The organism is Sulfuricaulis sp., from assembly GCF_024653915.1.
Lineage (GTDB): Bacteria > Pseudomonadota > Gammaproteobacteria > Acidiferrobacterales > Sulfurifustaceae > Sulfuricaulis.
In genome coordinates, this window is sequence record NZ_JANLGY010000006.1 from 116,969 (window position 1) to 141,445 (window position 24,477).

24 protein-coding genes are annotated in these 24,477 nt (G+C 56.8%); 17 read left to right on the top strand and 7 right to left on the bottom strand.

Annotated elements, in window-relative coordinates:
- The first annotated feature begins 59 nt into the window (after window positions 1–59).
- Together lgt and NUV55_RS04065 are read left to right on the top strand one after the other, a co-directional pair.
- Window positions 60–839: a prolipoprotein diacylglyceryl transferase gene (lgt, locus tag NUV55_RS04060; protein ID WP_296670619.1), complete on the top strand. Its 780-nt coding sequence runs from the start codon at window positions 60–62 to the stop codon at window positions 837–839.
- A gap of 221 nt (window positions 840–1,060) precedes the next feature.
- Window positions 1,061–1,645, top strand: a complete 585-nt coding sequence (locus NUV55_RS04065; protein ID WP_296670621.1) for an outer membrane beta-barrel protein — start codon at window positions 1,061–1,063, stop codon at window positions 1,643–1,645.
- Between the two features lie 59 nt (window positions 1,646–1,704).
- Here the strand turns inward: NUV55_RS04065 and NUV55_RS04070 are convergent, their stop codons facing one another.
- Window positions 1,705–3,063: an NAD-dependent succinate-semialdehyde dehydrogenase gene (locus tag NUV55_RS04070; protein WP_296670623.1), complete on the bottom strand. Its 1,359-nt coding sequence runs from the start codon at window positions 3,061–3,063 to the stop codon at window positions 1,705–1,707.
- Window positions 3,064–3,131: 68 nt separating this feature from the next.
- Between NUV55_RS04070 and NUV55_RS04075 the strand changes: the two genes are divergently transcribed.
- The 3 genes from NUV55_RS04075 to NUV55_RS04085 all read left to right on the top strand — a co-directional run bounded on the left by NUV55_RS04075 (window position 3,132) and on the right by NUV55_RS04085 (window position 7,569).
- Complete coding sequence (locus tag NUV55_RS04075; protein ID WP_296670625.1) at window positions 3,132–5,075, top strand: transglycosylase SLT domain-containing protein; 1,944 nt, start codon at window positions 3,132–3,134, stop codon at window positions 5,073–5,075.
- A 151-nt stretch (window positions 5,076–5,226) separates the two neighbouring features.
- A complete protein-coding gene (locus NUV55_RS04080) occupies window positions 5,227–6,405 on the top strand; it encodes a sensor domain-containing diguanylate cyclase (protein ID WP_296670628.1) in 1,179 nt (392 codons plus the stop codon).
- Window positions 6,406–6,627: 222 nt separating this feature from the next.
- Complete coding sequence (locus NUV55_RS04085) at window positions 6,628–7,569, top strand: complex I NDUFA9 subunit family protein (protein ID WP_296670629.1); 942 nt, start codon at window positions 6,628–6,630, stop codon at window positions 7,567–7,569.
- On the opposite strand, the gene NUV55_RS04090 is transcribed toward NUV55_RS04085, so the two are convergent.
- Complete coding sequence (locus NUV55_RS04090; RefSeq protein WP_296670631.1) at window positions 7,520–8,608, bottom strand: aminopeptidase; 1,089 nt, start codon at window positions 8,606–8,608, stop codon at window positions 7,520–7,522. The genes NUV55_RS04085 and NUV55_RS04090 overlap by 50 nt on opposite strands.
- A gap of 45 nt (window positions 8,609–8,653) precedes the next feature.
- On the opposite strand from NUV55_RS04090, the gene NUV55_RS04095 reads away from it, so the two are divergent.
- The 6 genes from NUV55_RS04095 to NUV55_RS04120 all read left to right on the top strand — a co-directional run bounded on the left by NUV55_RS04095 (window position 8,654) and on the right by NUV55_RS04120 (window position 13,843).
- Window positions 8,654–9,868 carry a multifunctional CCA addition/repair protein gene (locus tag NUV55_RS04095; protein WP_296670632.1) on the top strand — a complete coding sequence of 405 codons (1,215 nt, stop codon included), beginning with the start codon at window positions 8,654–8,656 and terminating at the stop codon, window positions 9,866–9,868.
- A 43-nt stretch (window positions 9,869–9,911) separates the two neighbouring features.
- Window positions 9,912–10,418, top strand: a complete 507-nt coding sequence (locus tag NUV55_RS04100; RefSeq protein WP_296670634.1) for a DsrE family protein — start codon at window positions 9,912–9,914, stop codon at window positions 10,416–10,418.
- A gap of 5 nt (window positions 10,419–10,423) precedes the next feature.
- Window positions 10,424–11,779, top strand: a complete 1,356-nt coding sequence (gene rimO, locus NUV55_RS04105) for a 30S ribosomal protein S12 methylthiotransferase RimO (protein ID WP_296670635.1) — start codon at window positions 10,424–10,426, stop codon at window positions 11,777–11,779.
- A 630-nt stretch (window positions 11,780–12,409) separates the two neighbouring features.
- The gene (tnpA, locus tag NUV55_RS04110) at window positions 12,410–12,841 is read left to right on the top strand and encodes an IS200/IS605 family transposase (RefSeq protein ID WP_296670637.1); all 432 of its coding nucleotides are present in this window, start codon (window positions 12,410–12,412) and stop codon (window positions 12,839–12,841) included.
- Window positions 12,842–12,958: 117 nt separating this feature from the next.
- A complete protein-coding gene (locus NUV55_RS04115; protein WP_296670638.1) occupies window positions 12,959–13,360 on the top strand; it encodes a hypothetical protein in 402 nt (133 codons plus the stop codon).
- Between the two features lie 9 nt (window positions 13,361–13,369).
- A complete protein-coding gene (locus NUV55_RS04120) occupies window positions 13,370–13,843 on the top strand; it encodes a hypothetical protein (RefSeq protein ID WP_296670639.1) in 474 nt (157 codons plus the stop codon).
- A 293-nt stretch (window positions 13,844–14,136) separates the two neighbouring features.
- On the opposite strand, the gene mtnC is transcribed toward NUV55_RS04120, so the two are convergent.
- A complete protein-coding gene (gene mtnC / locus NUV55_RS04125) occupies window positions 14,137–14,814 on the bottom strand; it encodes an acireductone synthase (protein WP_296670640.1) in 678 nt (225 codons plus the stop codon).
- A gap of 15 nt (window positions 14,815–14,829) precedes the next feature.
- Window positions 14,830–16,023: an SAM-dependent methyltransferase gene (locus NUV55_RS04130; RefSeq protein ID WP_296670642.1), complete on the bottom strand. Its 1,194-nt coding sequence runs from the start codon at window positions 16,021–16,023 to the stop codon at window positions 14,830–14,832.
- A gap of 69 nt (window positions 16,024–16,092) precedes the next feature.
- On the opposite strand from NUV55_RS04130, the gene NUV55_RS04135 reads away from it, so the two are divergent.
- Window positions 16,093–16,845 (top strand): pteridine reductase, encoded by a 753-nt coding sequence (locus NUV55_RS04135; protein ID WP_296670644.1) that lies wholly within the window; start codon window positions 16,093–16,095, stop codon window positions 16,843–16,845.
- 9 nt (window positions 16,846–16,854) lie between these two features.
- Here the strand turns inward: NUV55_RS04135 and folK are convergent, their stop codons facing one another.
- Together folK and folB are read right to left on the bottom strand one after the other, a co-directional pair.
- Entirely contained in the window at window positions 16,855–17,349 is a 495-nt protein-coding gene (gene folK, locus NUV55_RS04140; protein WP_296670645.1) for a 2-amino-4-hydroxy-6-hydroxymethyldihydropteridine diphosphokinase, read from the bottom strand.
- Between the two features lie 5 nt (window positions 17,350–17,354).
- Window positions 17,355–17,708, bottom strand: coding sequence for a dihydroneopterin aldolase (gene folB / locus NUV55_RS04145; RefSeq protein WP_296670647.1), 354 nt, complete (start codon window positions 17,706–17,708; stop codon window positions 17,355–17,357).
- A gap of 40 nt (window positions 17,709–17,748) precedes the next feature.
- Here folB and plsY point away from each other — a divergent pair, with 40 nt between their 5' ends.
- Window positions 17,749–18,333 carry a glycerol-3-phosphate 1-O-acyltransferase PlsY gene (gene plsY, locus NUV55_RS04150; RefSeq protein ID WP_296670648.1) on the top strand — a complete coding sequence of 195 codons (585 nt, stop codon included), beginning with the start codon at window positions 17,749–17,751 and terminating at the stop codon, window positions 18,331–18,333.
- Window positions 18,334–18,475: 142 nt separating this feature from the next.
- Here the strand turns inward: plsY and tsaD are convergent, their stop codons facing one another.
- Window positions 18,476–19,510 (bottom strand): tRNA (adenosine(37)-N6)-threonylcarbamoyltransferase complex transferase subunit TsaD, encoded by a 1,035-nt coding sequence (gene tsaD, locus NUV55_RS04155; protein ID WP_296670650.1) that lies wholly within the window; start codon window positions 19,508–19,510, stop codon window positions 18,476–18,478.
- A 218-nt stretch (window positions 19,511–19,728) separates the two neighbouring features.
- Here tsaD and rpsU point away from each other — a divergent pair, with 218 nt between their 5' ends.
- From rpsU to rpoD, 4 genes are all read left to right on the top strand, one after another.
- The gene (rpsU, locus tag NUV55_RS04160) at window positions 19,729–19,968 is read left to right on the top strand and encodes a 30S ribosomal protein S21 (RefSeq protein ID WP_296670652.1); all 240 of its coding nucleotides are present in this window, start codon (window positions 19,729–19,731) and stop codon (window positions 19,966–19,968) included.
- A 21-nt stretch (window positions 19,969–19,989) separates the two neighbouring features.
- A complete protein-coding gene (locus tag NUV55_RS04165) occupies window positions 19,990–20,439 on the top strand; it encodes a GatB/YqeY domain-containing protein (RefSeq protein ID WP_296670655.1) in 450 nt (149 codons plus the stop codon).
- Window positions 20,440–20,520: 81 nt separating this feature from the next.
- A complete protein-coding gene (dnaG, locus tag NUV55_RS04170; protein WP_296670657.1) occupies window positions 20,521–22,401 on the top strand; it encodes a DNA primase in 1,881 nt (626 codons plus the stop codon).
- A gap of 101 nt (window positions 22,402–22,502) precedes the next feature.
- A complete protein-coding gene (gene rpoD, locus NUV55_RS04175) occupies window positions 22,503–24,356 on the top strand; it encodes an RNA polymerase sigma factor RpoD (protein ID WP_296670658.1) in 1,854 nt (617 codons plus the stop codon).
- Window positions 24,357–24,477 lie beyond the last annotated feature (121 nt).

Sequence of the window (24,477 nt, forward strand, 5' to 3'; positions counted from 1 at the left end):
GGTTATTCGCACGTCTCGATACTGGTCTCATGCCTTCATCTGACCGATAATGCTGCGCCATGCTCGCACCCGATATTGATCCCGTCGCCATTCACCTCGGTCCACTCAAGGTGCACTGGTATGGACTGATGTACCTCATCGGCTTCCTCGGCGCCTGGTGGCTGGGCGTGTATCGTGCGAAGCGCCCCAATTCCGGTTGGCAGCCACAAGAAGTCGCTGATTTCATTTTCTATGGCGCGCTCGGCGTCATTCTGGGTGGCCGGCTCGGCTATGTCCTTTTCTACAATCTTGCCTATTACAGCAACCATCCGCTGGAGGTGTTTTACATCTGGTCCGGTGGCATGTCGTTTCACGGCGGCTTGCTCGGCGTCATCTGTGCCATGTGGTTGTATGCACGTAAAACGCGTCGCACGTTTTTTGTTATCGCTGATTTTGTTGCGCTGCTGACGCCGCTTGGTCTCGGCGCGGGTCGACTCGGCAATTTCATCAACCACGAACTCTGGGGACGTGCCACCGATGTTCCGTGGGGCATGGTGTTTCCCGGCGCCGGGCCACTGCCACGACATCCTTCGCAACTATATGAGTTCATGCTGGAAGGGATCGCACTTTTTGTCATTCTGTGGATTTATGCGCGCAAGCCACGCCCAACGTCCGCTGTTTCAGGATTGTTTCTGCTCTGTTATGGCGGGTTCCGGTTCCTGGTGGAATTTGCCCGCGAACCGGACGCGCACCTGGGCTATCTGGCCTTCGACTGGGTGACCATGGGGCAGGTATTGAGTCTGCCGATGGTATTGTTTGGGTTCTGGCTGATGTGGCGGGCCTACCGTAACAAAGCTTAGGCATGACACCGGTGTAACCATTTTCGGCGCCATCACCTCATGTTTTACGCAATCACCTTGAGAAGTTCAGTCGGTTATTGCTGTCATTGACGTTACCGGGAACGGACGGTATTGTTTGCCCGTAACAATAAGGTGTCTGGCTTCCTGCCCCGCCCAAAAGGGCCGGGGCGGCGCGAGCCCTACAATTCACTTTAAATATATTCTGGAGGAGGAAGAGAATCATGCGTATGCAATTTCTTGCGAAGATCGCGATCGCCGGTTTGGCAATGGCGTATCCGTTCGCATCCATGGCCAACGACTGGTATGCGGGAATCAGCTTGGGCCAGGCTGAAAACAAAACTAGGCAAGCGAAAATTACCGGCTCAAGCTTTTCCGGCACGATTGACAATGAAGATTCAGCCTGGAAGATTTTTGGAGGCTATCGTCTGTGGGATGAGTATGTCGCGGTTGAGGTGTCTTATATTGATCTCGGCACCACGAAGGCAACAGGTACTTCCAGCGGTTCAGCGTACACAGGTACTCATGAGCTCGAGACATTTACCCTGGGGCTCACTGGAAGGATCCCGATTACCGACCCGCTCGGCGTCATTATCCATTTGGGATTTTCCCGGAATGAATCGAAGCTCACAACCACGACGGGCAGTACCGGCACATTCGCCGGCGCGACCGATACTGAGTTTTTTGCTGGCCTCGGTTTGCAGTATGAATTTTCCGATACTATCGGGGCACGTATCGAACTAGAGCAATTTGTGGTGGACGCTTACAAAGTGAACTTTCTTAGCGCGGGAATCATCTACCGGTTCTGAAGCAGAATTAAGTTGTTAGTAATTTAAACGGCCGGGATACCCCGGCCGTTTTATTTTGGTTATCTGATCCAGACAGTTTTCACGTTTACAAATTCGCGCATCCCGTGCACGGATAGTTCGCGCCCGTAGCCGGAGGCCTTTACTCCTCCGAAGGGCAGGCGCGGGTCGCTCTTGACCATGCCATTGACGAAGCTTGACCCGGACTGAATGTGCCGCGCCAGCCGCTCGCCTTTTTTTACATCGCGCGTGAATACGCTCGCTCCCAATCCGTAACGGCTGTCGTTGGCGATGCGTACGGCGTCTTCTTCGTTCTTGGCGCGAATGACAACGGCCACCGGGCCGAATAGTTCTTCCTCGTAGGCGCGCATCCCGGGCCGGACGTGGTCAATGATCGTCGGTTCATAGAAAAATCCCGGTCCTGCCGCCGGCCCGCCGTGAAGCGCGAACGTGGCGCCCGCCGTAACCGAATCGGTCACCTGTTTGTGCAGCTGATCGCGCAGATCGGCGCGTGCCATGGGGCCAATCTGGGTGTCTTCGCGGACCGGGTCGTCCATGCGCAAGCTGTGGGTTTTGTGCTTAAGTTTTTCAATGAAGGTCTCGGCGATCGACTCTACCAGAATAAATCGTTTGGCGGCGATACAGCTCTGACCGCAGTTGAGAAAACGTGACGCGATACCGACATCCGCTGCCTGTTCCAGATCGGCATCGGCGAGCACGATGAAGGCATCCGAGCCACCGAGTTCCAGCACGGTTTTCTTGAGCGCGGCGCCGGCGGCGCTGGCGACTTTCCTGCCAGCCGCCTCGCTGCCGGTCAGCGTCACGGCATGAATGCGCGGGTCGGCGATGATTTTTTCCGCCTGCGCGGCGGATATCATGAGCGTCTGGAAAACTCCTTTGGGACATCCGGCCTTGTGAAAAATCTCCTCGATGGCAAGCGCACACTGCGGAACATTCGAGGCGTGCTTCAGCAGTGCTGTATTGCCCGCCATCAGGCTCGGTGCGGCAAAGCGAAACACCTGCCAGAAGGGGAAATTCCACGGCATGATGGCGAGCACAGTGCCGAGCGGCGGATAGCTGACGTAGCTTGAGCTTGCATCGGTCTGGATAATTTCCTGTCGGAGAAAGGCCTCGGCATGCTCGGCGTAGAACTCGCAGCCCCACGCGCATTTCTCGACCTCGGCGCGTGCCTCTCTGACGACCTTGCCCATTTCGAGGGTGATGATTCCGGCATAGTGTGCGCTGTTATTTCGCAGTTCAGCGGCGACGCTATGGAACAGCCGCGCGCGCTCAGCGAACGACGTTGCCTGCCAGCCCGGGTTGGCCGTCGCCGCACTGGCGAGGGCAGCTTCCACCCGCTGCTCGCTCCATGTGTCGAAGCTTTTCAACCGTTCGCCGGTGGTGGGATTGATCGTTTCCATGATTGATGGCAATAATCTTACCGTTCGGCGCCGCCTATTTCAGTTGTTCTTACCTATAATAAGGTTTCATGCAGAAATACTTCCTCTTTTTTCTGGTTATGTTCGGCCTGTCCGGTGCGATTCATCCCTCTTTTGCTCAGGAAATAACCGAGGAAGAGGAAAACCGCCGCCGCGATTATCTCACCGCGCTGGAGGTTTTGAAGGCCGGACAAACCATCCGTTTCAAGACACTCTACAGCCGACTGGATGGCTACATTCTGCGCGGTTATCTCGAATACGAATCCCTGAAAAACCGCGTGTCATCCACGCCTGCCGCGGACATACGGCATTTCCTCGCGGATAACAGCCAGGCGCCGATCAGCGACACCATTCGCAAGAAATGGCTGCGTGTACTGGCCGGCCGCGGCGATTGGCCCACCTTTCTCATGGAGTACCAGGACATCGAGGACGAGCCGGAATTACAGTGCATGCGACTGTCGCATCTGCTCAAGTCCAGCGAGCAGCAGGCGACACTCATGGCCGAGGCCGAGCAACTCTGGCTCACGGGCAAGCAGTTGCCGCGGGCCTGCGACCCGGTGTTCAGCGCCTGGAAAAAGGCCGGCCACATGACCTCCGAGAAAATCTGGGCGCGTATTCGCCTGGCGATGGAAGCGCGTAATCTGCGACTCGCCGGCGAGATCGCCAGCCATCTCGATCCATCCGAGAGGGTGTGGGCCCGGCGCTGGCAGGACATGCATCGCGATCCGGTGCGTGAGTTGCACAATATTTCCTATCCGGTCGAGACGCCGGTGGCGCGCATGGTGGTCAAGCATGGCATCGTGCGCCTCGCCTACCGCGACCCCGAGGAAGCGATGATCCAGTGGTACTTGCTGAAGGGCAAGTACCAGTTTTTCGGCGAGGACGATAATTATGTCATGCGTCATATCGGCATCCTGGCGGCGCAGGACCAGCTGCCCCAGGCGCTGGTGTGGTTGTCGGAGGTTTCCGCCGATCCCGCGGACGAATCGCTCCACCTGTGGCGGGTGAAAGCGGCACTGCGTGCCGGCCAGTGGGAGACGGCGAAGCGCTTCATCGCGGGGCTGAGCGAGGAGCAGCAGAGCGATAGCCGCTGGCGCTACTGGAGCGCGCGTATCCTTGAGGCCACGGGCAGCAAAAGCGAGGCGCGCAGCCTGTATAAAGGGCTGGCGCGCGACCGCAGTTATTACGGTTTCCTTGCCGCGGATCGCGTTGATGCGGATTACTCGATGCAACACGTCAGCACCGAGGCCAGCCCGGAGGAAATCAGCGCCATGCTGGCGCGTCCGGGCATCCAGATGGCGCAGGAGTTGTATCAGATGGGACAGGTTATCGATGCACGTCGTCAATGGATCTGGACCATGCGACGCATGAACAACCGCGAACTCGCGGTGGCGGCGGTGATTGCGCGCCAGTGGGGGTGGCACGACCGCGCCATCCTCACGGTGGCGAAGAGCGATCATCAGGACGATCTCGAGCTGCGCTTCCCCATTTTGTACCGGGACGCCATCGAGGCCAACGCCTCCGAGGCCGGCATCGATCCCAGCTGGGTCTATGGCGTGGTGCGCCAGGAATCCGCCTTCGTGGTCGATGCCCGTTCCTCCGCCGGGGCGCTCGGCCTGATGCAACTGATGCCGGCCACCGGCCGGCTTACGGGGCGCAAGATCAAAATGCCCATCCACAACAACCGCGCGATCCTGAACGTCGAGAACAATCTGCGCCTCGGCGCGAGCTACCTCAAGGAAGTGCTGGGTCGCAATAATGGCAACCAGGTGCTGGCCACGGCCTCCTACAATGCCGGCCCGAACCGCGTCAACAGTTGGGTGCCGGAGCACAACATGGAGGCTGATATCTGGGTCGAGTTGATTCCGTACAGCGAGACACGCGACTACGTGAAAAACGTCATGTCCTACACTACCGTGTACGACCATCGTCTGGGCAGTCGCCCGGTGCGCCTGCGCCAGCGCATGATGGATATCGAGCCGCGGGATAAATAATCCGTTTTCGCCGCTACACCCCGGAAAAAGCCTGATTTTCCGGCGCCGATCACACACTACAGCCGCCGTTTCCTGATCTACACTTTTCCTACAGGTTGTACTCCATGAATCCGTCCAGACAAGCCGGGGCGGCCCAGGGCAGGGGTCTACATTGAAAAAGGAAAGTCAAATATTTCTGCTGGAAAGCCAGCTACGCGATCGCGAATTCGAGATCGCCATGCTGCGAGAAACCGCCGAGGCCATCAGCGGCGAGCTCAGTCTTGATAATGTGTTTCAAGTGGTCGCCGACCATGCGCGCAAGCTCATCCTCGCCGAGACCGTGCTGATCCCGGTGCTGGACGAGAAACTCGCCCAATACACCTACCGCGCCGGCTGTGGAAAAAACGCCGATGAGATTGTGGGCCAGTCTCTGCCGCTGGACACAGGCGTCTGCGGCTGGGTGTGGCGCAATAAGCGTCCCTGGTGGCACGGCGTACTCAAAGAGCTGAGCGAGGAAGAACGAAACCGGTGGGAGAAAGAGGCGGGCACTATCATTCTTGTGCCGCTCATCGGCAAGCGCCATTTTCTCGGCGGCATCGCCGGCATCAACAAGATCGGCAGCAAGGACTTCACCCAGCGCGACCTCGACCTGCTCACGCTCTTTGCCCACCAGGTCAGTTACACGATCGAGAATGCCGAGCTGTTCGATCAACTGACCAAATCCAAGTTGCAGTCCGACGAATACCAGCGCGAACTGCAGGCCCTCAATACCGAACTGGAGCGGCGCGTCGCCCAGCGTACCACCGCTCTGGCTGACGCCGTGAAGGAGCTCGAGCACTTGGCGATGCACGACATGCTGACGGACCTGCCGAACCGTTCGCTGGTTGAGGACCGCTTGCAACAGGGAATCCATATCGCCAAGCGCGAGAAGAAAGTCATCTCGCTCATGATGATCGACCTCAATCGGTTCAAGGAGGTCAACGACAAGCACGGGCACGACGCGGGGGACAGCCTGTTGAAGCAGGTCGCCATGCGACTGCGGCGCATATTGCGGCAGTCGGACACCGCCGGCCGGCTGGGCGGCGACGAATTCGCTATCGTGCTGCCCTCGACGGACGCGGCCGGCGCCATGAAGGTGGCTGAAAAGTTGCTGAAGGTCATGGAATCGCCTTTCAAGGTCGGCGAAAACTCGCTCAGCATTGCTTGCAGCGTCGGTATCGCCATGTATCCGCAGCACGGGGGGGACGTCGCCGGTCTGTGCCGTAACGCCGACGTGGCCATGTACGCGGCCAAACGCAGCGGACGCGGATATGCCATCTATCGCCCGGGCGATGAAAAAAACATGATGTAATCCAGTTGGTTTTCCCGCCCCAGGAAAGTCAGCAATTCTTTGTAAGAATCCATAACAAAAGAATTCAAACCACGGGGCACGCAGGGAAAGGCAGGTAAAAGGGTAAGAACGTCTTCTGTTTTTCCAATATTTTTCACTCCCCGTGCTCCCCGTGGTTTAAGATTTCATCTTTTTTATTTTGATAAGACTCTATATATCTCGCGCGGACGCGAGCCACTGGTTTTGGCCACCGAGGCAGCGCAGAATGACCCGATGACCCTGCGCAAGATCTGTCTTCTCGGTGGCACCGGTTTTGTCGGTAGGCGTCTCGTCGCGCGCTTGTCCAAGGCCGGACATGACGTCGTCATCCTGACGCGCCACCGGGAGCGGCACCGCGATTTTCTGGTGTTACCCACAGTACGGTTGGTGCAAGGCGACGTGCATGACACGGGTTTTCTGCAACAACAACTCGAAGGCCGTGATACCGTCATCAATCTGGTCGGCATCCTGAACGAGAAGGGACGTTCGGGAAAAGGCTTCGCGCGGGCGCATGCCGAATTGCCGGAAAAAATAGTAATGACGTGCCGCGAAACAGGGGTACAGCGCCTGCTGCACATGAGCGCGCTGCACGCCACGCGTATGGCGCCGAGCCACTACCTGCGCACCAAGGCGCTCGGGGAAGAGGCGGTACTCCGCGCCGAAAGCCCGGATTTTCACGTCACCAGCTTTCGCCCCTCAGTCGTCTTTGGCCCCGGCGACGGTTTTCTGAACCGCTTCGCCGGTCTGCTGCGCCTGATGCCGGGCGCGTTCCCGCTCGCCTGCCCCCATGCGCGCTTCCAGCCGGTGTATGTCGAGGACGTGGTGCAGGCCTTTGTAAAATCGCTCGACAACCACAAAACCTTCGGGCAGCGCTATGACCTGTGCGGCCCGCAGGTCTATACCCTGCGCGAGATCGTGGAATACGTGGCAAGACTGATTAACAAGCGTGTATGCGTTGTAGGTCTTCCCGATGGCCTGTCTTTCCTGCAGGCCGCGATGCTGGAATATGTTCCGGGCAAGCCGTTCTCGCTCGACAACTACCGCTCGCTGCAAATCGACAGTGTGTGTGAAAAAGGTTTCCCCGAGGTTTTTGGAATTACCCCGGCAAGCCTGGAGGAAATCGCGCCTGGTTATTTGCGCCATTAAGGCTTTTCCGGAGTACCGTCGCGCGCTCGGCTTTTGGGAGTTTCGCGATTTCTTCCACTGCACGATAGAATGTTGTTAGATCGCCTTGCTGTTGTGCCAGCAGTTTCTGAAACGCCGTGACATATTTACTGTACATTCCGATCGCCGCGAGATGGGCATTGTTCAGGTCCTGAGAAAACCATTTGTCGTAGTCGGTATAACCGCCCCAGCTTGCTTTCAGTATCGCGTAATCATTTCGCAGTTCTCCGAATACCCGGGTCTTCGCCGCTCGTTTTTCTGTAGCGCTTAAATTTGTAATATAGGTTTCTGTGAGACGGGTTTTGTGTTGCAGTACCAGCGCGGTGAATTGATCGCGCCGCTGAATCTTCTGCCGATAGGCTTGTGCCTGTTGCGACGTACCGTGGCGCTCGAACCAGCGTTTCACGCCTTCCAGTTCCACCACGGTCGCGAAGGATTCGTTAAAGGCAGTGTCGCCGCTGACGTATAGCACCTGATGCGCCAGCTCATGGAACAGCAACCCGGCGAGATCGGCCTCGGAGCGGTGGATGAAGGTATTGAGCAGCGGGTCGTTGAACCAGCCGAGCGTGGAATAGGCTGGCACGCCACCGACATAGATGTCATGTCCTTCCTGTTTCATGTTGGCGGCGAATCTTTCTGCCTTGTCGCGCGCAAAGTAGCCACGGTAAGACACACAGCCGGCGAACACGAAACACCATTGTTTCGGCTCCAGTGACAACTCTGGCGTGGCGAAAACGTTCCAAACCACAAAAGGCCGTTCCAGATCGGCGTAAGTTCGATAACTGCGATTGTCCGGTAGCCCCAGCTCGCTGCTGGCAAAGTCACGCAGGCACTGGACCAGCTTAAGCTGCTGTCGGGTCTGCGGAGTAGTGACCGGGTCATTCAGTACTTCTTCGACCGGCCGGCGCTTGTTGAGGATTTCTATCTGCCCTGATATCGCATGCAAGTAATAGCCCGGATTGGCGCAGCCGGTGACAAAGGCGAGCAGTAATAGAGTGGTTGGCCGGAGGTAATAATTCATAAATCCTGCTTGGCGTCGGTGGCATCAACACATTAGCATGGCATTATGAAAACTTATCTCGTCGGCGGCGCGGTGCGCGACAAGTTGCTGGGCCTGCCGGTCCAGGACCGTGATTATGTCGTGGTCGGTAGCACTCCGGATGAAATGGTGGCCAAGGGCTTCAAGCCCGTGGGCGCCGATTTTCCCGTATTCCTGCATCCGGAAACGAAAGAGGAATACGCGCTGGCGCGTACTGAGCGCAAGTCGGGCCACGGCTACAAGGGCTTCAAGGTGTACGCCGCCCCGGACGTGACGCTGGAAGAGGACTTGCAGCGGCGCGATATCACCATCAATGCCATGGCCGAGGATGGGCAGGGCAATCTGATCGATCCCTTCAGGGGCGCGGAGGATTTGCACAACGGCGTGTTGCGCCATGTCTCGCCCGCCTTCGCCGAAGACCCGGTGCGCATTCTGCGTGTGGCGCGCTTCGCCGCGCGCTTCGCCGCGCGGGGGTTCCATGTTGCGCACGGCACCAACAAGCTCATGCGCGCAATGGTCGACTCGGGCGAAGTCGATCACCTCGTACCCGAGCGCGTGTGGACGGAACTCGAACGTGCTATCGGCGAGGACAAACCCTCGCGCTTCTTCGAAGCGCTGCGTGGTTGCGGAGCATTGGCGCGACTGTTTCCGGAGATCGACGCTCTCTTTGGCGTGCCGCAGCCGGAAATACATCATCCGGAAATCGACACGGGGGTTCACGCGATGCTGGTGCTGGATGCGGCAGCGAAACTCTCGCCCGACACGCGCGTGCGCTTCGCCGCGCTCATGCACGATCTCGGCAAGGGCAGCACGCCAAAACAGGAATGGCCAAAACATATCGGGCACGAAGAACGCGGCGTGGAGCTGGTGAAAAACTTCTGTCAGCGTTTCCGTGTGCCGAACGAACATCGTGACCTGGCCGTACTCACGGCGCGCTACCACGCGCATTGCCACAAGATTGCCGAACTGCGGCCGGCCACGGTGGTCGATACGCTGGAAGGCCTGGATGGGTTCCGTCGCCCGGAGCGGGTGGGACAGTTTGTGTTGGCCTGCGAAGCCGATTTCCGCGGCCGCACCGGCAGTGAAGAGAAGGCCTATCCACAGGCCGAGCTGTTTCGTCGTGCCTTTGAAGCTGCCCGTGCGGTCGACGCCGCCGCGATCGCCGCGCAGGGCGGGAAGGGTCCCGAAATCGGCGCGCGCGTGCGCGAGGCGCGAATCGCGGCGGTCAAAGCGGTATTATGATGCTTGAGTGATCGAATACCGTTGCAGTTCGAAGGAGATTTGTATGAAATTATTTTTTCGATTAATGGCATTTTCCACGGCTTGGTTGCTGGCAAGCGCCGTGATGACCGCCCCGAAGGCGATTGCTACGTCGGTGGCGGATCCGATGGCCAAGGTCGTTTGGCACGTGGATTTCGCCGATTCGCGCCGCCTGAGCGCCATGCTCCAGAACGTCAACAACATGGTGACGACCTACCAGAATAAACTGGAAGATTACGATATCCGTATTGTTTTTCTCGCTGGCGGCATCCGTTTTGTCACTCAAGACCCGCTCAAGGGCACGCCGTTCGTGGAAGATCCCGAATACAAGAAACGCCGGCCGGAGCTGATTCAGCGTTTGAAGCAGTTGCAGGAGATGCACGGCGTCAAGCTGGAACTGTGCGAAATCACGCGCGAAGCCCTCAATCTGGCGAAGGAGAAAATCATTCCCGGTGTGATGCCGGTGCGCTCGGGTGTGGTGCGTATCGCCGAGTTGCAGCATCAGGGCTTCGCCTACCTCAAGATCGAATAAGTCTTATGTCCAAAGCGATTTTATCCCAGTCAGTCACTACGTCCGGACCTGCCGCCATTCCGCGAATCGGTTTCGTCAGCCTCGGTTGCCCCAAGGCGCTGGTGGATTCCGAACGTATCCTGACGCAACTGCGCGCCGAGGGTTACGCCATCTCCCCCGATTACGCCGGCGCTGATCTCGTGGTGGTCAATACCTGCGGTTTTATCGATGCCGCCGTCGAGGAGTCGCTCGATGCCATCGGCGAAGCACTGGCGGAAAATGGGCGCGTGATTGTCACCGGCTGCCTCGGCGCCAAGGGCGATATCGTCAAACAGACACATCCGCAGGTGCTGGCGGTGACCGGTCCGCACGCACTTGAGGAAGTCATGCAATCGGTGCATGCGCACTTGCCGAGACCGCACGACCCCTACACGGATCTCGTACCGCCGGCTGGCATCAAGCTTACGCCGCGCCACTATGCGTATCTGAAAATCGCCGAGGGCTGCAATCACCGTTGCACGTTTTGCATCATCCCATCGATGCGTGGCGATCTCGTGAGCCGCGACATTGGCGAGGTATTGCAGGAGGCGGAAAATCTGGTGCGGTCCGGCGTGAAGGAGTTGCTGGTCATTTCGCAGGACACCAGCGCCTACGGCGTGGACGTGAAATACCGTTCCGGATTTTGGCAAGGCCGGCCTGTCAAAACGCGCATGGTGGAACTGGCACAGGCTTTAGGCAGTCTCGGTGTATGGGTGCGGCTGCATTATGTCTATCCCTACCCGCATGTCGACGAGATCATTCCGCTCATGGCGGACGGCAAAATCCTGCCGTACCTTGACGTGCCGTTTCAGCATGCAAGCCCACGCATTTTGAAACTCATGAAGCGCCCGGCCAGCGCCGAAAACAATCTGGCGCGCATAGAGTCCTGGCGCAAGACCTGTCCGGACATCACGCTGCGTTCGACCTTTATCGTCGGATTTCCCGGCGAGACCGAACCGGAGTTCAACGAGCTGCTCGATTTCCTGCGCGCGGCGCAGCTCGACCGTGTGGGCTGTTTCGCCTACTCACCGGTGGATGGCGCCACGGCTAACGCCCTGCCCGATGCCGTGCCGGAAGAAGTCAAACAGAAACGTTTGGCGCGTTTCATGGAAGTGCAGGCAAAAATTTCCGCGGATAAATTGCAGCACAAGGTCGGCAAGACCCTGACCGTGTTGGTGGACAGCTTTGAAAATGACACGGCGGTGGCTCGTTCCAGCGCCGATGCGCCGGAGATCGATGGCGCGGTTTATATAAAAAACACCAAAAATCTGAAATCCGGTGATTTTTGCCAGATCCGTATCACCCGTGCCGGGGAACATGACTTGTGGGCTGAGTCTGCGTGAAAAGCGGGTCTTTAAAAAGCACAGCATATTTGACTTGATGTGTGCAGGCTGACATGCGGACACCATGCTTGGTGCCGCCATAACTTCCGATATCCGTCTCAACTGTTTCTTTCGGTGTCTTGGTCGGGCGCATCAACTCAGAACTGGTGAATAGTCCTGCTTGGACACTACAACATATTCAATATCAATATTCTGCAACGCTCGCCAATTTTTAATGAAGTCACAGAAAGCCTTATGATGATCCAATTTAAGACAGCTACGAAATAGCTACGTTGAGGAAGTTGTACTCTGCTACTCATCACCCAATAGCTGCTTTCGACCCATAGCGGATGTTCTGCATGGCTTTAGAAAACAGTACCGAACCAAAAAGGCCTGCTCGCTGTGGGCTTTGGAGGAATATTATGCTTGTGCCGCCACGGGGCTATTGACACAGTAAAATTCGCACATAAATATGTGTCTTCCAAAGAAAACAATTAGGCCGTCAAATTCTAGTTAGTATTTATAAGCAAATATATAGCTATAACTCAGTAAAGGTAAGCCCCCGGCTTTGCCGGGGGACTCACCCCGGTTTGACCTATACGACGGTCGCCTATGAATCTCCGATCTCCACCAAGAGAAGGAGATTCATACGTGAAAGAGTATCAAAGTCTGAGTCATACCCGATGGGATTGTAAATATCATGTGGTGTTTATACCGAAACGAAGGAAAAAGAAGGTGTTCGGGGTGTTACGAAGGCACCTCGGTGAGATGCTGCACGAACTCGCCCGGCACAAGGAATCCAAAATCGTCGAAGGGCATCTTATGGCAGATCACGTCCACATGTGCATCAGCATCCCGCCCAAGCACGCCGTCTCGAATGTCGTGGGCTACCTCAAGGGCAAGAGCGCCATCCAGATCGCCCGAAAGTACGGTGGCCGGCGACGCAACTTCACCGGAGAGAATTTCTGGGCCCGCGGTTATTTCGTCTCCACGGTTGGGCTCGACGAGGCGATGGTGCGGGCGTACATTCGAAACCAGGAGGCCGAGGATGAGCGCTACGATCAAATGAAACTCGTGGAGTAGTTGCCGCCTTCAGGCGGCTCACGGTATTATGTGCGCCTTTGAGGCGCTCACAAAATAAGCCCCCGGCTTTGCCGGGGGTCATTTAACTTTAATCATCAATTTGAAGGTGGTATCACCATGAAAAAATCAGCAATTCTATTGTGCTTTATGCTTGGCATAATGCTTGTTGGGTGTGTATCAGCACCTCAGCCATTAACTGAACGTAACTCCCAGCTTACGCAGGGCAATGTGCAAATGAATTTGGTGGTCGGGAAAACCACAAAAGCAGAAGTATTAGAAAACTTTGGTTCGCCAAATGTTACAACAAGAGATGGTGCTGGGCGTGAAGTATGGTCTTATCAACGGGCGGCACAAGTATCTCAATCATCCAGCCAGTCAGGTTACTGGACAATTATTTTTGCTGGGCAGTCAAGCAAGGCATCGGGTTTTGAGAGTAGTTCAAGAATGATCACACTGATAATTAAATTCGATAGCAGTGATATTGTTACTGATTTCAGAAGTAGAACATCTAACTTTTAGGGGAAAAAAATGAAAACTATTAAACTCGCAATAATCTGGTTTTTTATAGTTTTAGCGGGTTGTGTTACCCCGACGGGGCCCACATTAACGCCTTTAGAAATTCAAAGTTTACAAACACGTGAATACGAACATAAAAAAGACGTCGTTTTTCCGAGCGTTATATCAGTGTTCCAAGACCTAGGCTATACAATCAAAAGCGCTGACAAAGCTACTGGGTTCATTACAGCAGAAAGCGCGGCTAAGAGCGATTTCGCCTCAAAATTCTGGCTAGGAGTCTCAAACGTCTCTCAAACATCTGCAACAGCATTTATTGAAGAAATTGGAAAAATAACAAAAGTCCGTTTGAATTTTGTTACTAGCAGTAAAAAATCATCTGCTTATGGTCAATCTGATAGAGATGATACGCCAATCCTTGATGCGGAGATTTATAAAAATGCTTTCGAGCGTGTAGAAAGCGCAATTTTTCTCAGGTCTCCCAACTAAAAAGAATACTGACAAATAGCTCTATTGGAAAACCTAAAGCATAGTTCGCTTCGCACTCTATGCTTTAGTTTTCATGTGAGTAACTTGTTAGATGGCCTTACACTCTGAACGTCTGCTTCTGGCCGATTGCGGACATTCGTTCTGATTCGAGGAGATTCGGAAAAGAGTCCGTACTCAAGTAACACTACAGCCTGTTTAAAAGCACTGAAGCCAAAGCCAAAATCGCCAGCCTTGCCTATACCGGCTCCCGATGAAGAAGTAGCGCTCATCCGAGCTACCAGCCCGACGCGGGATCAAAGGGTAATCCCGTCAAAATTCAGCGCTTCACAGTGAACCGTATTGCGGATGTCTGTTTTTCCGTCACGCAGGAGCAGCACTGTCTGCATGCCCGCTCCGCGGGCGGCATCGAGTTCTTCGGCGATGTCGGATAAAAAAAGAATATTGCCTGCGGGTAACCCGATTTTCTCTGAAATTTTTTGATATGCGCCGATCTCACGCTTGTTGCCGACGGTGGTGTCGAAATAGCCGGAAAAAAGCGGTGTCAGATCGCCGTATTCTGTGTGTGCGAACAGCAGTTTCTGGGCTTGGACCGAACCGGAGGAAAAGACATAAAGCCGCAGGCCGGCCCGCTTCCATTTTTTCAAATGGCGCACGGCGTCTTCGTACATGTGCCCCTTGAAGTGGCCTTTTTTGTAACCGTCTTGCCAAATCATGCCCTGCAGGCTTTTGAGCGGCGTGATTTTCTTGTCCTCGTCAATCCAGCGGATAAGCTGCTCGATGACTTCCATCTCGCTCAGGTTTTTCCCGCTGATTCTTCCAACTTCTTCCAGTTCCCGCTGCACGGTGGGTTCAGTCGCGTGGGTGCGCACGAACTCCGCCATGCGTTCGCGCGCGTACGGGAACAGTACGTCCTTCACGAAGGACAGCGACGACGTGGTTCCCTCGATGTCGGTCAGAATAGCTTTGGTCATTTCATGTACCCTTTTTTATAGTCGTCCGCGCCGATCCTGGAGCGTAAAGCCCGGCAACGATTCGCGCACGCCACGCGCCAGTGCGATTACTTTGTAGAGCTCGCCCATCTCATGCGGAAGCGTGAGTTTTTTGACTTGCTGTGTCAGCGTCAGGTGCGCGCGCGTATCGTTGGGGTCAGATGCGCCCATGATCTGCTCCATCCCGCTGCTGAGAAGAAATGCCGCCTGCGAGGTGTAACCGGCGAGCGCAAGCCCGGCCCCGGTAGCGGCCTCGGCGATGGCGCTGAAATCCACATGCGTAGTGATATCCTGCAAGCCGACAAGTCGCAGTGGGTCGTCATGGGCCTGATGCCGGTAGTGGCACATGAGCGTTCCCTGCGATCGCTGTGGGTGATAAAACTCCGAGCGCGGGAATCCGTAATCGATGAGCAGCATCGTGCCCTGCTTCAGGATGTCGGCGATGCTGCGCACCCAGGCCTCGGCGCACAGATTGATTTCCGAGGTGTAGCCTGCCGCCAATCCAAGCGGCTCAACGCGGGCTCGCACAGAGGCGCTGGCCGGTTTCTCTCGCCACACAAAGTGTTCGTTTTCCCATCCAACGTATAACTCGCTAATGTCGGTTTCCGTGACTTTGAAGCGAGTAACCGGCATGGCATCCAGCAATTCGTTTGCCACCACCATGCCGCGGAATTTGTCGGGAAGTTCGGCGAGCCAGCTGATGCGTCCGAATAGATGCGGTGCCTTTTGCCTTATGGTTTCGATCTGATGCGCGCGCAGGTCGGCGCTGAGTTCCAGAATAAGGTAATGTTTCGGAAGCTGGCCCAATGACTCCAGATCAAGCAGCAGGTCCGCGGCCAGCACGCCACTGCCGGCGCCAACTTCCAGAATATCGCCGCCGCCCAATTGCCTCAGCAAGGCCTGACACGGCCGCGCGAGACAGCGCGCGAACAGCGGGCCCAGTTCCGGCGCGGTCACGAAATCGCCTTGTTTACCGAATTTAGTTTTCCCCGCAGCGTAGTAACCGAGTCCCGGCGCATAGAGCGCCAGTTCCATGAAATGGTCGAAGGAAATTTCGCCGCCCGCTGCCGCAATCTCTTCGCGCAGGCGCTGCGTGATTTTGTCGTGTTGCGCCTGTTCCTCGGCCGTGAGCAACGGTAATCCGGGCGATTCGGGCTTTTTGGATTGACCGTTGTGAGGGGATGAATTCATTTTGAAAGACTATTGGCTCAAAGGCTGGCAACCGGTATTGTGCCGAATTCAGGAACTATACTGGGTTTTATGCCGGACAATCCCCTCGAAGGCAAGGTGGCCCTGATCACGGGCGGTGCGCATCGCATTGGTGCCGCCATCGCACGTCTATTGCACGCCCAGGGCATGAAGTTGGTGATTCACTATCACACCTCCGAAAAGGCCGCCCATGCACTGCAGGCGGAGTTACACAAGATCCGGCCGGAATCGGTAATGCTGGTGCGTGGCGACCTCAATAACGGCGAACGCCTGGCACGCAATCTGATATTTGAAACCGTCGAATCCTTCGACCGGCTGGATGTGCTCATCAACAACGCCTCGCGCTTTTACCCGACGCCCGTGGGCGAAGCCACCGAGTCCCAGTGGGATGATATTGTGGGCACCAACCTCCGCGCGCCGTATCTGCTCGCTCAGGCGGCGGTGCCGCATCTCAAGAAATCCGGCGGGAGCATCATCAACATCGCGGACATTTACGGCGATCGTCCTCTGATCGGTTACCTGATCTACAGCGTCGCCAAGGCCGGCGTGGTCATGCTCACCAAAGCCCTGGCGCGTGAACTGGGCCCGGATATACGGGTCAATGCCATCGCTCCCGGCGTGATTCTCTGGCCTGAGAGCGATCTCGACGAGATGTCCAAGCAACGGATCATCTCGCGTACGCCGCTCAAGCGTTCCGGGGATACTGACGACGTGGCGCGCACGGCGCTCTTTCTTATTCGCGATGCCGGCTTTATCACCGGACAAGTGCTGGCGGTGGACGGCGGGCGCAGTGTGGTGATGTAAGTCCTGTGCTTACTGCTTCGGGTCGAAATCTTTTTTCCCCATCTCTAGTTTTCCCGCATCGAACTGTTGCCACATCCGGGCGCAGGTGAGGCCTGTCTCGGGATGCCTCAACTTCGGCGCGATATCCGCCAGCGGTCGCAGCACAAAGGCATAACGCTGGACATCGGGATGCGGCAGGTTCACCTTGTCGTCGTGTCTTACCGTGTCTCCGTAGAGCAGCAGATCAAGATCGAGCGTGCGTGAACTGGAGCTGTTTTCCTGGCGCACGCGTCCAAGCCGGGCCTCGATCTGGAGAAGCGTTTCTTTGATATGTTCGATGGGATCAACGCTGTCAAAACCCGCCACAAGATTGAAAAAATTCTCGCCCTCGAATCCAATGGCCTTACTTTCATAAACGGGGGAAAGTGTGAGGGAGCCGTAGTGTGTGGCCAACTCGCGCACGGCGCCGCGGATGTTTTCTTCCTTGTTGATATTGCTGCCGATACCGACGTACACCCGTGGCACGGATTTCAGGCCTTGCCGCGTTCGATGATCACGCCCACGTCGGTGGCGCCGCGCACGGCGCCTTTCTTGTTGACGCGCACCCGTACCCACTGAAGCTTGAACTCGGTCAGCAGGATTTCCGCAATCTTTTCGGCCAGGGTTTCCACGAGCTGGAATTGCGAGTTGCCGACGAAATCAATAACACGCTTGGAAACCGCCTTGTAATTGAGCGTATCTTCGATTTTGTCACTGGCGGCCGCGCGGCGAATGTCCGCGGCCATGTCGAGATTGAGAATGATGGTTTGCTTGACGCGGCGTTCCCATTCCCAAATGCCGATGATGCACTCGATCTTGAGGTCGTGGAGGTAGATAATATCCATGGGCCGTCACTATAACGAAAAACTCCGCGTACTTTAAACAATGTGGCTATATTTTCTTCCGTTGCTGGCCTACCTGCTCGGCTCGGTGTCGAGCGCCGTGGTTATCGCCCGTCTCATGGGCCTGCCAGACCCGCGCGAGACCGGTTCCAAGAACCCGGGCGCGACCAACATCCTGCGCTACGGCGGTAAATCGGCGGCCATCCTGACGCTGGCGGGCGACATCCTGAAAGGAGTGATTGCCGTGCTCGTGGCGCAAGCGCTGACAGCGGACGCCATGATCATCACGCTGACTGGTTTTGCCGCGTTCATCGGCCATCTGTTTCCGGTTTTCTTCGGTTTCCGCGGCGGCAAGGGTGTCGCCACGGCGCTCGGTGTCTGGCTCGCGCTCAACCCATGGGTCGGGCTGGCTTTGATCGCTACGTGGGTGCTGGTGGCGCTGTTGTTCCGTTATTCCTCGCTGTCGGCCTTGATGGCGTCGCTGACCGCGCCGCTGTACGTGGCATGGTTGTCACCGAGCGCGCCGTATCTGGCGACCATGATCGTCATGAGCGCGATTTTGATATTCCGCCACCGCTCGAATATCCGCAATCTGATCGCCGGTACCGAGAACAAGATCGGACGTTAGTTCAGAGCCTCTAACAAAATGAAATAGACAGGATTAACAGGATTTTTCAGGATTTATAGGATTAAGGATTTTAAAAATTAAGAAATAATCCTGTAAATCCTGTCTGATTTTTTCTTTTTGTTGTGGGATTCTATGTTTTAACTTAAACCGTACCGATTTCCTCGATGCCCCAGCGCGCCCGCGCACCAAATGACAGTGGCTCATGTTGCCCCCTGGCCAGACGCAAATAGCCGGCGTAGGCGATCATGGCGCCGTTGTCGGTGGAAAATTCCGGACGCGGGAAGTACACGCGCACGCCGAGTTTTTCCGAAAGCTGTTTCAGGCGCTCACGCAGTTTCAGGTTGGCACTGACGCCGCCGGCCACCACCAGTTGTTTCGCGCCGCTCCGTTCCAGTGCCCACTCGCATTTGATGGCCAGCACATCTACCGCGGCCTCCTCGAACGAGGCGGCGATGTCGGCGATAAATGGTGGCGTGAGAGCCTGGTTTTTCACCGCGGTTACCACAGCAGTTTTCAGGCCGCTGAAACTGAAATCGAGCCCCGGATGCGCACCGTGAGTCTTGCGTCGCTCGGTCATGGGGCGCGGAAACGGAAATCGTTCAGGGTTTCCATCGTGCGCCGCCTTTGCAATCGCCGGACCACCCGGATAACCGAGGCCGAGGAGCTTGGCGGTTTTGTCGAAGGCCTCGCCCACGGCATCGTCCACGGATTCACCCAGAATGGTGTAACGCCCCAGCGCCTGCACATCGGCGAGCAACGTGTGTCCGCCGGAGACCAGTAGGGCGGTGAACGGGAACGCCGGCGGGTCCGGCTCCAGCATGGGTGAGAGCAGATGCCCTTCCATGTGATGTACGCCCACGGCCGGGATGTTCCAGGCGTAGGCCAGTGACCGGCCCAAGGCCGCTCCCACCAGCAGCGCTCCGGCCAAGCCCGGACCGGTGGTGTAGGCAATGCCGTTAATCTGGTCTGGGGTAGTTTTTGCTTCCTGCATGACAGCCCGAATCAACGGCAGGACTTTACGAATGTGATCGCGTGAGGCCAGCTCCGGGACCACCCCGCCGTAATCGAGGTGCAGCTCGATCTGGGAAAATAGCCGATGCGCCAGCAGGCCATTTTCGGAATCGTAGAGGGCGATGCCGGTGTCGTCGCAGGACGTTTCAATACCTAGAACCCGCATTATGTTTCCTCAGCTAAGACAGGCAAAATCCACGCGATGTGCAGGATGCACAAGTGCCGCGGGCGCAGGGATGCGCAGGAGCGGCCATAGTGACGATTTTACACGGGCAGGGCCCATAACACGGGCTAAGATGTACAAATCCGGCCGGAATCTATAGAATCGCCGCCTTTCCGTAACAGACCGGCCTGCCGAAAACAGGCCCATTTCAGAGGATACAGATGCCTTCCGTCCGGGTTAAAGACAACGAACCATTCGAAATGGCTCTGCGCCGTTTCCGCCGCTCGTGCGAAAAAGCGGGCGTGTTCACCGAGATGCGCAAGCGCGAGCACTACGAGAAGCCGACTGAAATCCGCAAACGCAAGGCTGCTGCCGCACGTAAGCGCGAGCTCAAGAAGCTCATGCGTCGCACCAATCCGCGTCCTCCCGCGCCCGCTGCCACCACCTCCTCCCGCCCCTGATTTGCTTTCCTCTCTTGGGCGATGAGCCTTAAGGAAAAAATCAAAGACGACATCAAGCAGGCCATGCGCGACAAGAATGAGTCGCGCCTGGGCACGCTGCGTATGCTCAGTGCCGCGATCCAGCGACGCGAAGTGGACGAGCGCATCCAGCTCGACGACACGCAGGTTATCGTCGTGATCGAAAAGCTGGTGAAGCAGGGCCGTGAGTCGATCGAGCAGTACGTCAAAGGTGGGCGTCAGGAACTGGCCGACAAGGAATCCAGCGAGATAGCCTTGTATCAGGCCTATTTGCCGCAGCAATTGAGCGAGGCCGAGGTCGACAAGCTCGTTGTCGAAGCCATTGCCGCCACCGGCGCGAACTCGGTCAAGGACATGGGCAAGGTCATGGGTGTACTCAAGCCCAAGCTCCAGGGTCGCGCCGACATGGGGCAAGTTGGAAGTAAAGTTAAAGCCAGGCTCGGCGCCGCCTGAGCTGCATCGCATTTCCCCCGGTAAAACCGCTCAAAAATTAATTACGTACCCGCGCATTGGCGGCCTGTTTAGAATAGCCGCATGGCCGGTCGCATCCCCAAGCAGTTCATTGATGAGTTACTGACACGTTCTGATATCGTGGATGTTATTGATTCACGCGTGCCGCTGCGCAAGGCCGGCAAGGACTATAAAGCCTGCTGTCCGTTCCATGAGGAAAAAACCCCATCTTTCACGGTGAGCGCCGACAAGCAGTTTTACCACTGTTTCGGCTGCGGAGTGCACGGTTCGGCCATTGGTTTTCTGATGGACTACGATCACATGAGTTTCGTGGAGGCAGTCGAGGAGTTGGCCGCACGCGCGGGTCTCACGGTCCCCAAGGAAGCGGGCGTGGCCTTCGAGAAAGACAAAGACACCGGCGCGGACCTGATTGAGCTGATGCGTGAGGCGGTGCGCTTTTACCGGCAGCAGTTGCGCGAACATCCCCAGGCCGGCCGGGCGGTGGAGTATCTCAAAAAGCGCGGCATCACCGGGGAGATCGCCAATGAATTCAATCTCGGTTTCGCCCCCGATGGCTGGGACAATTTGCTGCGCACCCTGGGCAAGGACGGGGAAAGTAGTCCTACTCGCTCCGCGAGTTCGTCTTTTCATAAGTTTAGTCGCGAGGCGCTGGTGCGCGCCGGCCTCGCCGTGAAAAAGGACAGCGGCGGATACTACGATCGATTCCGCGACCGCGTCATGTTCCCGATCGAAGATCACCGCGGGCGGATTGTCGCTTTTGGCGGGCGCGTGATCGATGATGTACAGGGAAGTACAAATGCCGCGGAAGACGGGATGTCGGGAGCGTCCAAGGGCGGTCCGAAATACCTCAACTCCCCGGAGACGCCACTGTTTCACAAGGGGCGCGAACTCTATGGGCTGTTTCATGCGCGCGACGCCATCAAGCGAGAGAACCGCGTCATGGTGGTCGAGGGCTACATGGATGTTGTGGCGCTCGCCCAGTTCGGCATCGATTTCGCGGTGGCGACACTCGGCACCGCCACCACGCGCGACCATCTCGAGCGCCTGTTCCGGCACGCGCCGGAGGTGATTTTCTGCTTCGACGGTGACCGCGCCGGACGCGAGGCCGCCTGGCGCGCACTGGAGAATGCCCTGCCCGTATTACGCGAGGGGCGCCAGATCAGTTTCCTGTTTCTACCAGATGGCGAGGACCCGGACACGCTCGTGCGCAAAGAGGGCCGTGAGGCGTTCTTGGCGCGCCTCAAGACGGCCCTGCCGTTGCCGGACTACCTTTTCGATAGCCTGTCGCGCCAGGTAGACCTGGGCCGTCTGGACGGACGTGCCCGGTTGGTGGAACTTGCCCGTCCGCTTTTGTCCAAAATGCCGGCTGGAGTGCTGCATCAGATGATGCTGGATCGGTTGGCCGAACTAAGCCGCATGGACCCGGGTAAATTGGCTGTAAGCGCCGGCGCCCCCGAGCTGCATGCTTCGTCCTCGCGTGTATTCCGCCCTGCCAGCAGCGGTCCGCGTGAGCCGCCTTCCGTAGTTCGCCTGGCCATTGCCATGTTGCTGCAGCGCCCCGATTTGGTACGAAATGTGCACAATGCGGATGCCTTGGCTGACCTGGACATGCCGGGGATAGCGTTACTGGTGGAATTGCTGAAGGTGGTAAAAACGACAGCAGAACCAAATACAGCCTCTATAATAGAGAATTTTAGTGATAGTGAGCACAAACAAAATTTGGCGAAGCTGGCATTCTGGCAGCACCCGGCCTTGGAGCAGGATCTTGAAACGGAATTTAGTGGTGTTATGAATCGTCTTGAAGAAGCTTCCGCTTGGCAAAAAACCGAACGGCTTTTACAGAAAAAGCATACCGGTGGGCTGAGTCAGACTGAAATGGATGAATTGGCACGATTATTGAGCCTCAAGAGAGATAATTCCCGCCTATCACCTTCTCGCCATTGAAAAGGTTGGGACAAGTAACCACTTAGGCTATACTTTCGCGTTTTTCGCGAGCTTTTACGTTTCAACACAACGCCTTAGACGGCGACACAGGTTATCAATTCATGGCAATGGATCAGGAAACACAACGTTCACAACTTAAAAAACTGATCATTCAGGGTAAAGCGCAGGGTTTTCTCACTTATCGTGAGATCAACGACCATCTGCCTGAAGATGTTCATGACACCGACCAGATCGAGGCGGTGGTGAACATGATCAACGACATGGGTATCGCGGTTTACGACGAAGCGCCGGACCCGGACACCCTGTTGCTCAAAACCACCGAAACCCCTCCGCCGGCGGAAGACGAAGAAGAAGCCGCGGAAGAGGCGGAGGCGGTTGTCACATCCGCCGTGGACAGCGAATTCGGACGCACCACCGACCCGGTGCGCATGTACATGCGCGAGATGGGCACGGTGGAACTGCTCACGCGCGAAGGCGAGATCGATCTTGCCAAACGTATTGAAGATGGCGTGCGTCAGACGACCGAGGCCATTGCCGCCTGCCCGGCCGCGATCGCCGAAGTGGTGCGCATGATGGATCTAGTCGAGATCGACCAGATGCGCCTGACCGATCTGGTGGTGGATTTCGTCGATCCTAACGCGGTCGACGCGCCCCCGCCCGAGCCCCTGGTTGTGAAGGCCGTGGTCGACGATGACAAGGATGATAAAGATGACGACGAGAGCAGTACCGACAGCGAGGAAGAGACTGGTCCGAACCGGGAAGAGGCGCTGATCCGTTTCGCGCGCATCCGTAAGCTGCACATCAGCCTGCTCAAAGCCATCGATAAAAATGGCGATGACAGCCCCGAGGTCAAGCGGGTTCAGTCCAAAGTCGCCGACGAATTCATGCAGATCAAGTTCGTCGCCAAGCAGATCAATCGCCTGGTTGAGTATGTGCGCTCGCTGGTGGAATTTGCCCGCAGCCAGGAAAAGGCCATTATGGATATTTGCGTCAGCAAGGCACGCATGCCGCGCAAAACCTTCATCAAGATTTTCCCTGGCCACGAAACCAACAAGCGCTGGGTGAAGAAGGCGATCAAGTGTGGTGAGGGCAATTCCTCGGTCATTGAAAACAATACCGACGCTATCCACGCCGCTCAGGACAAGCTCAAGAAGCTCGAAGTTCGTGCCGGCATTCCGATCGCGGCCCTCAAGGAAGTCAACCGCCGCATGTCCATCGGTGAGGCCAAGGCGCGGCGCGCGAAGAAGGAGATGGTCGAGGCCAACCTGCGTCTCGTGATCTCGATCGCCAAGAAGTACACCAATCGCGGCCTGCAGTTCCTGGATCTGATCCAGGAGGGCAATATCGGCCTGATGAAGGCGGTGGACAAGTTCGAATACCGCCGCGGCTACAAGTTCTCGACCTACGCCACCTGGTGGATCCGCCAGGCGATCACGCGTTCGATCGCCGATCAGGCGCGCACCATCCGCATCCCGGTGCACATGATCGAGACCATCAACAAGCTGAACCGCATCAGCCGGCAAATGCTGCAGGAAATGGGCCGTGAGGCCACGCCGGAAGAGCTGGCGAGCCGCATGGACATGCCCGAGGACAAGATCCGCAAGGTGCTCAAAATCGCCAAGGAACCGATCTCGATGGAGACGCCCATCGGCGATGACGAAGATTCGCATCTCGGCGATTTTGTCGAGGATGCCAATTCCATTGCGCCGCCCGATGCCGCGACCGGCAGCGGGCTGAAGTACGCGACCTCGGAAATTCTCGAGACGCTCACGGCGCGCGAGGCCAAGGTGCTGCGTATGCGCTTCGGCATCGGCATGAACACCGACCACACGCTGGAAGAGGTCGGTAAACAGTTCGACGTCACGCGCGAACGCATCCGCCAGATTGAGGCCAAGGCGCTGCGCAAACTGCGCCACCCGAGCCGTTCCGAGCATCTGCGCAGCTTCCTGGACTAATGAGATTTACTCCAACTTCCCCTCCCCCTTGACGGGGGAGGGGAAGGGGTGGAGGTGTGAAGTGCCATCAGCATCACGGGCCGGTATAATCCGGCCCGTTGTCTTTTGGGCCTGTAGCTCA

Coding starts and splice junctions, on each gene's coding strand:
- NUV55_RS04075 (WP_296670625.1), top strand. CDS start 3,132: ATGCAGAAATACTTCCTCTTTTTTCTGGTTATGTTCGGCCTGTCCGGT.
- NUV55_RS04065 (WP_296670621.1), top strand. CDS start 1,061: ATGCGTATGCAATTTCTTGCGAAGATCGCGATCGCCGGTTTGGCAATG.
- NUV55_RS04070 (WP_296670623.1), bottom strand. CDS start 3,063: ATGGAAACGATCAATCCCACCACCGGCGAACGGTTGAAAAGCTTCGAC.
- NUV55_RS04130 (WP_296670642.1), bottom strand. CDS start 16,023: ATGAATTCATCCCCTCACAACGGTCAATCCAAAAAGCCCGAATCGCCC.
- NUV55_RS04115 (WP_296670638.1), top strand. CDS start 12,959: ATGAAAAAATCAGCAATTCTATTGTGCTTTATGCTTGGCATAATGCTT.
- NUV55_RS04095 (WP_296670632.1), top strand. CDS start 8,654: ATGAAAACTTATCTCGTCGGCGGCGCGGTGCGCGACAAGTTGCTGGGC.
- NUV55_RS04090 (WP_296670631.1), bottom strand. CDS start 8,608: ATGAATTATTACCTCCGGCCAACCACTCTATTACTGCTCGCCTTTGTC.
- rpsU (WP_296670652.1), top strand. CDS start 19,729: ATGCCTTCCGTCCGGGTTAAAGACAACGAACCATTCGAAATGGCTCTG.
- rimO (WP_296670635.1), top strand. CDS start 10,424: ATGTCCAAAGCGATTTTATCCCAGTCAGTCACTACGTCCGGACCTGCC.
- rpoD (WP_296670658.1), top strand. CDS start 22,503: ATGGCAATGGATCAGGAAACACAACGTTCACAACTTAAAAAACTGATC.
- tsaD (WP_296670650.1), bottom strand. CDS start 19,510: ATGCGGGTTCTAGGTATTGAAACGTCCTGCGACGACACCGGCATCGCC.
- lgt (WP_296670619.1), top strand. CDS start 60: ATGCTCGCACCCGATATTGATCCCGTCGCCATTCACCTCGGTCCACTC.
- NUV55_RS04120 (WP_296670639.1), top strand. CDS start 13,370: ATGAAAACTATTAAACTCGCAATAATCTGGTTTTTTATAGTTTTAGCG.
- NUV55_RS04165 (WP_296670655.1), top strand. CDS start 19,990: ATGAGCCTTAAGGAAAAAATCAAAGACGACATCAAGCAGGCCATGCGC.
- plsY (WP_296670648.1), top strand. CDS start 17,749: ATGTGGCTATATTTTCTTCCGTTGCTGGCCTACCTGCTCGGCTCGGTG.
- dnaG (WP_296670657.1), top strand. CDS start 20,521: ATGGCCGGTCGCATCCCCAAGCAGTTCATTGATGAGTTACTGACACGT.
- folB (WP_296670647.1), bottom strand. CDS start 17,708: ATGGATATTATCTACCTCCACGACCTCAAGATCGAGTGCATCATCGGC.
- NUV55_RS04100 (WP_296670634.1), top strand. CDS start 9,912: ATGAAATTATTTTTTCGATTAATGGCATTTTCCACGGCTTGGTTGCTG.
- NUV55_RS04135 (WP_296670644.1), top strand. CDS start 16,093: ATGCCGGACAATCCCCTCGAAGGCAAGGTGGCCCTGATCACGGGCGGT.
- mtnC (WP_296670640.1), bottom strand. CDS start 14,814: ATGACCAAAGCTATTCTGACCGACATCGAGGGAACCACGTCGTCGCTG.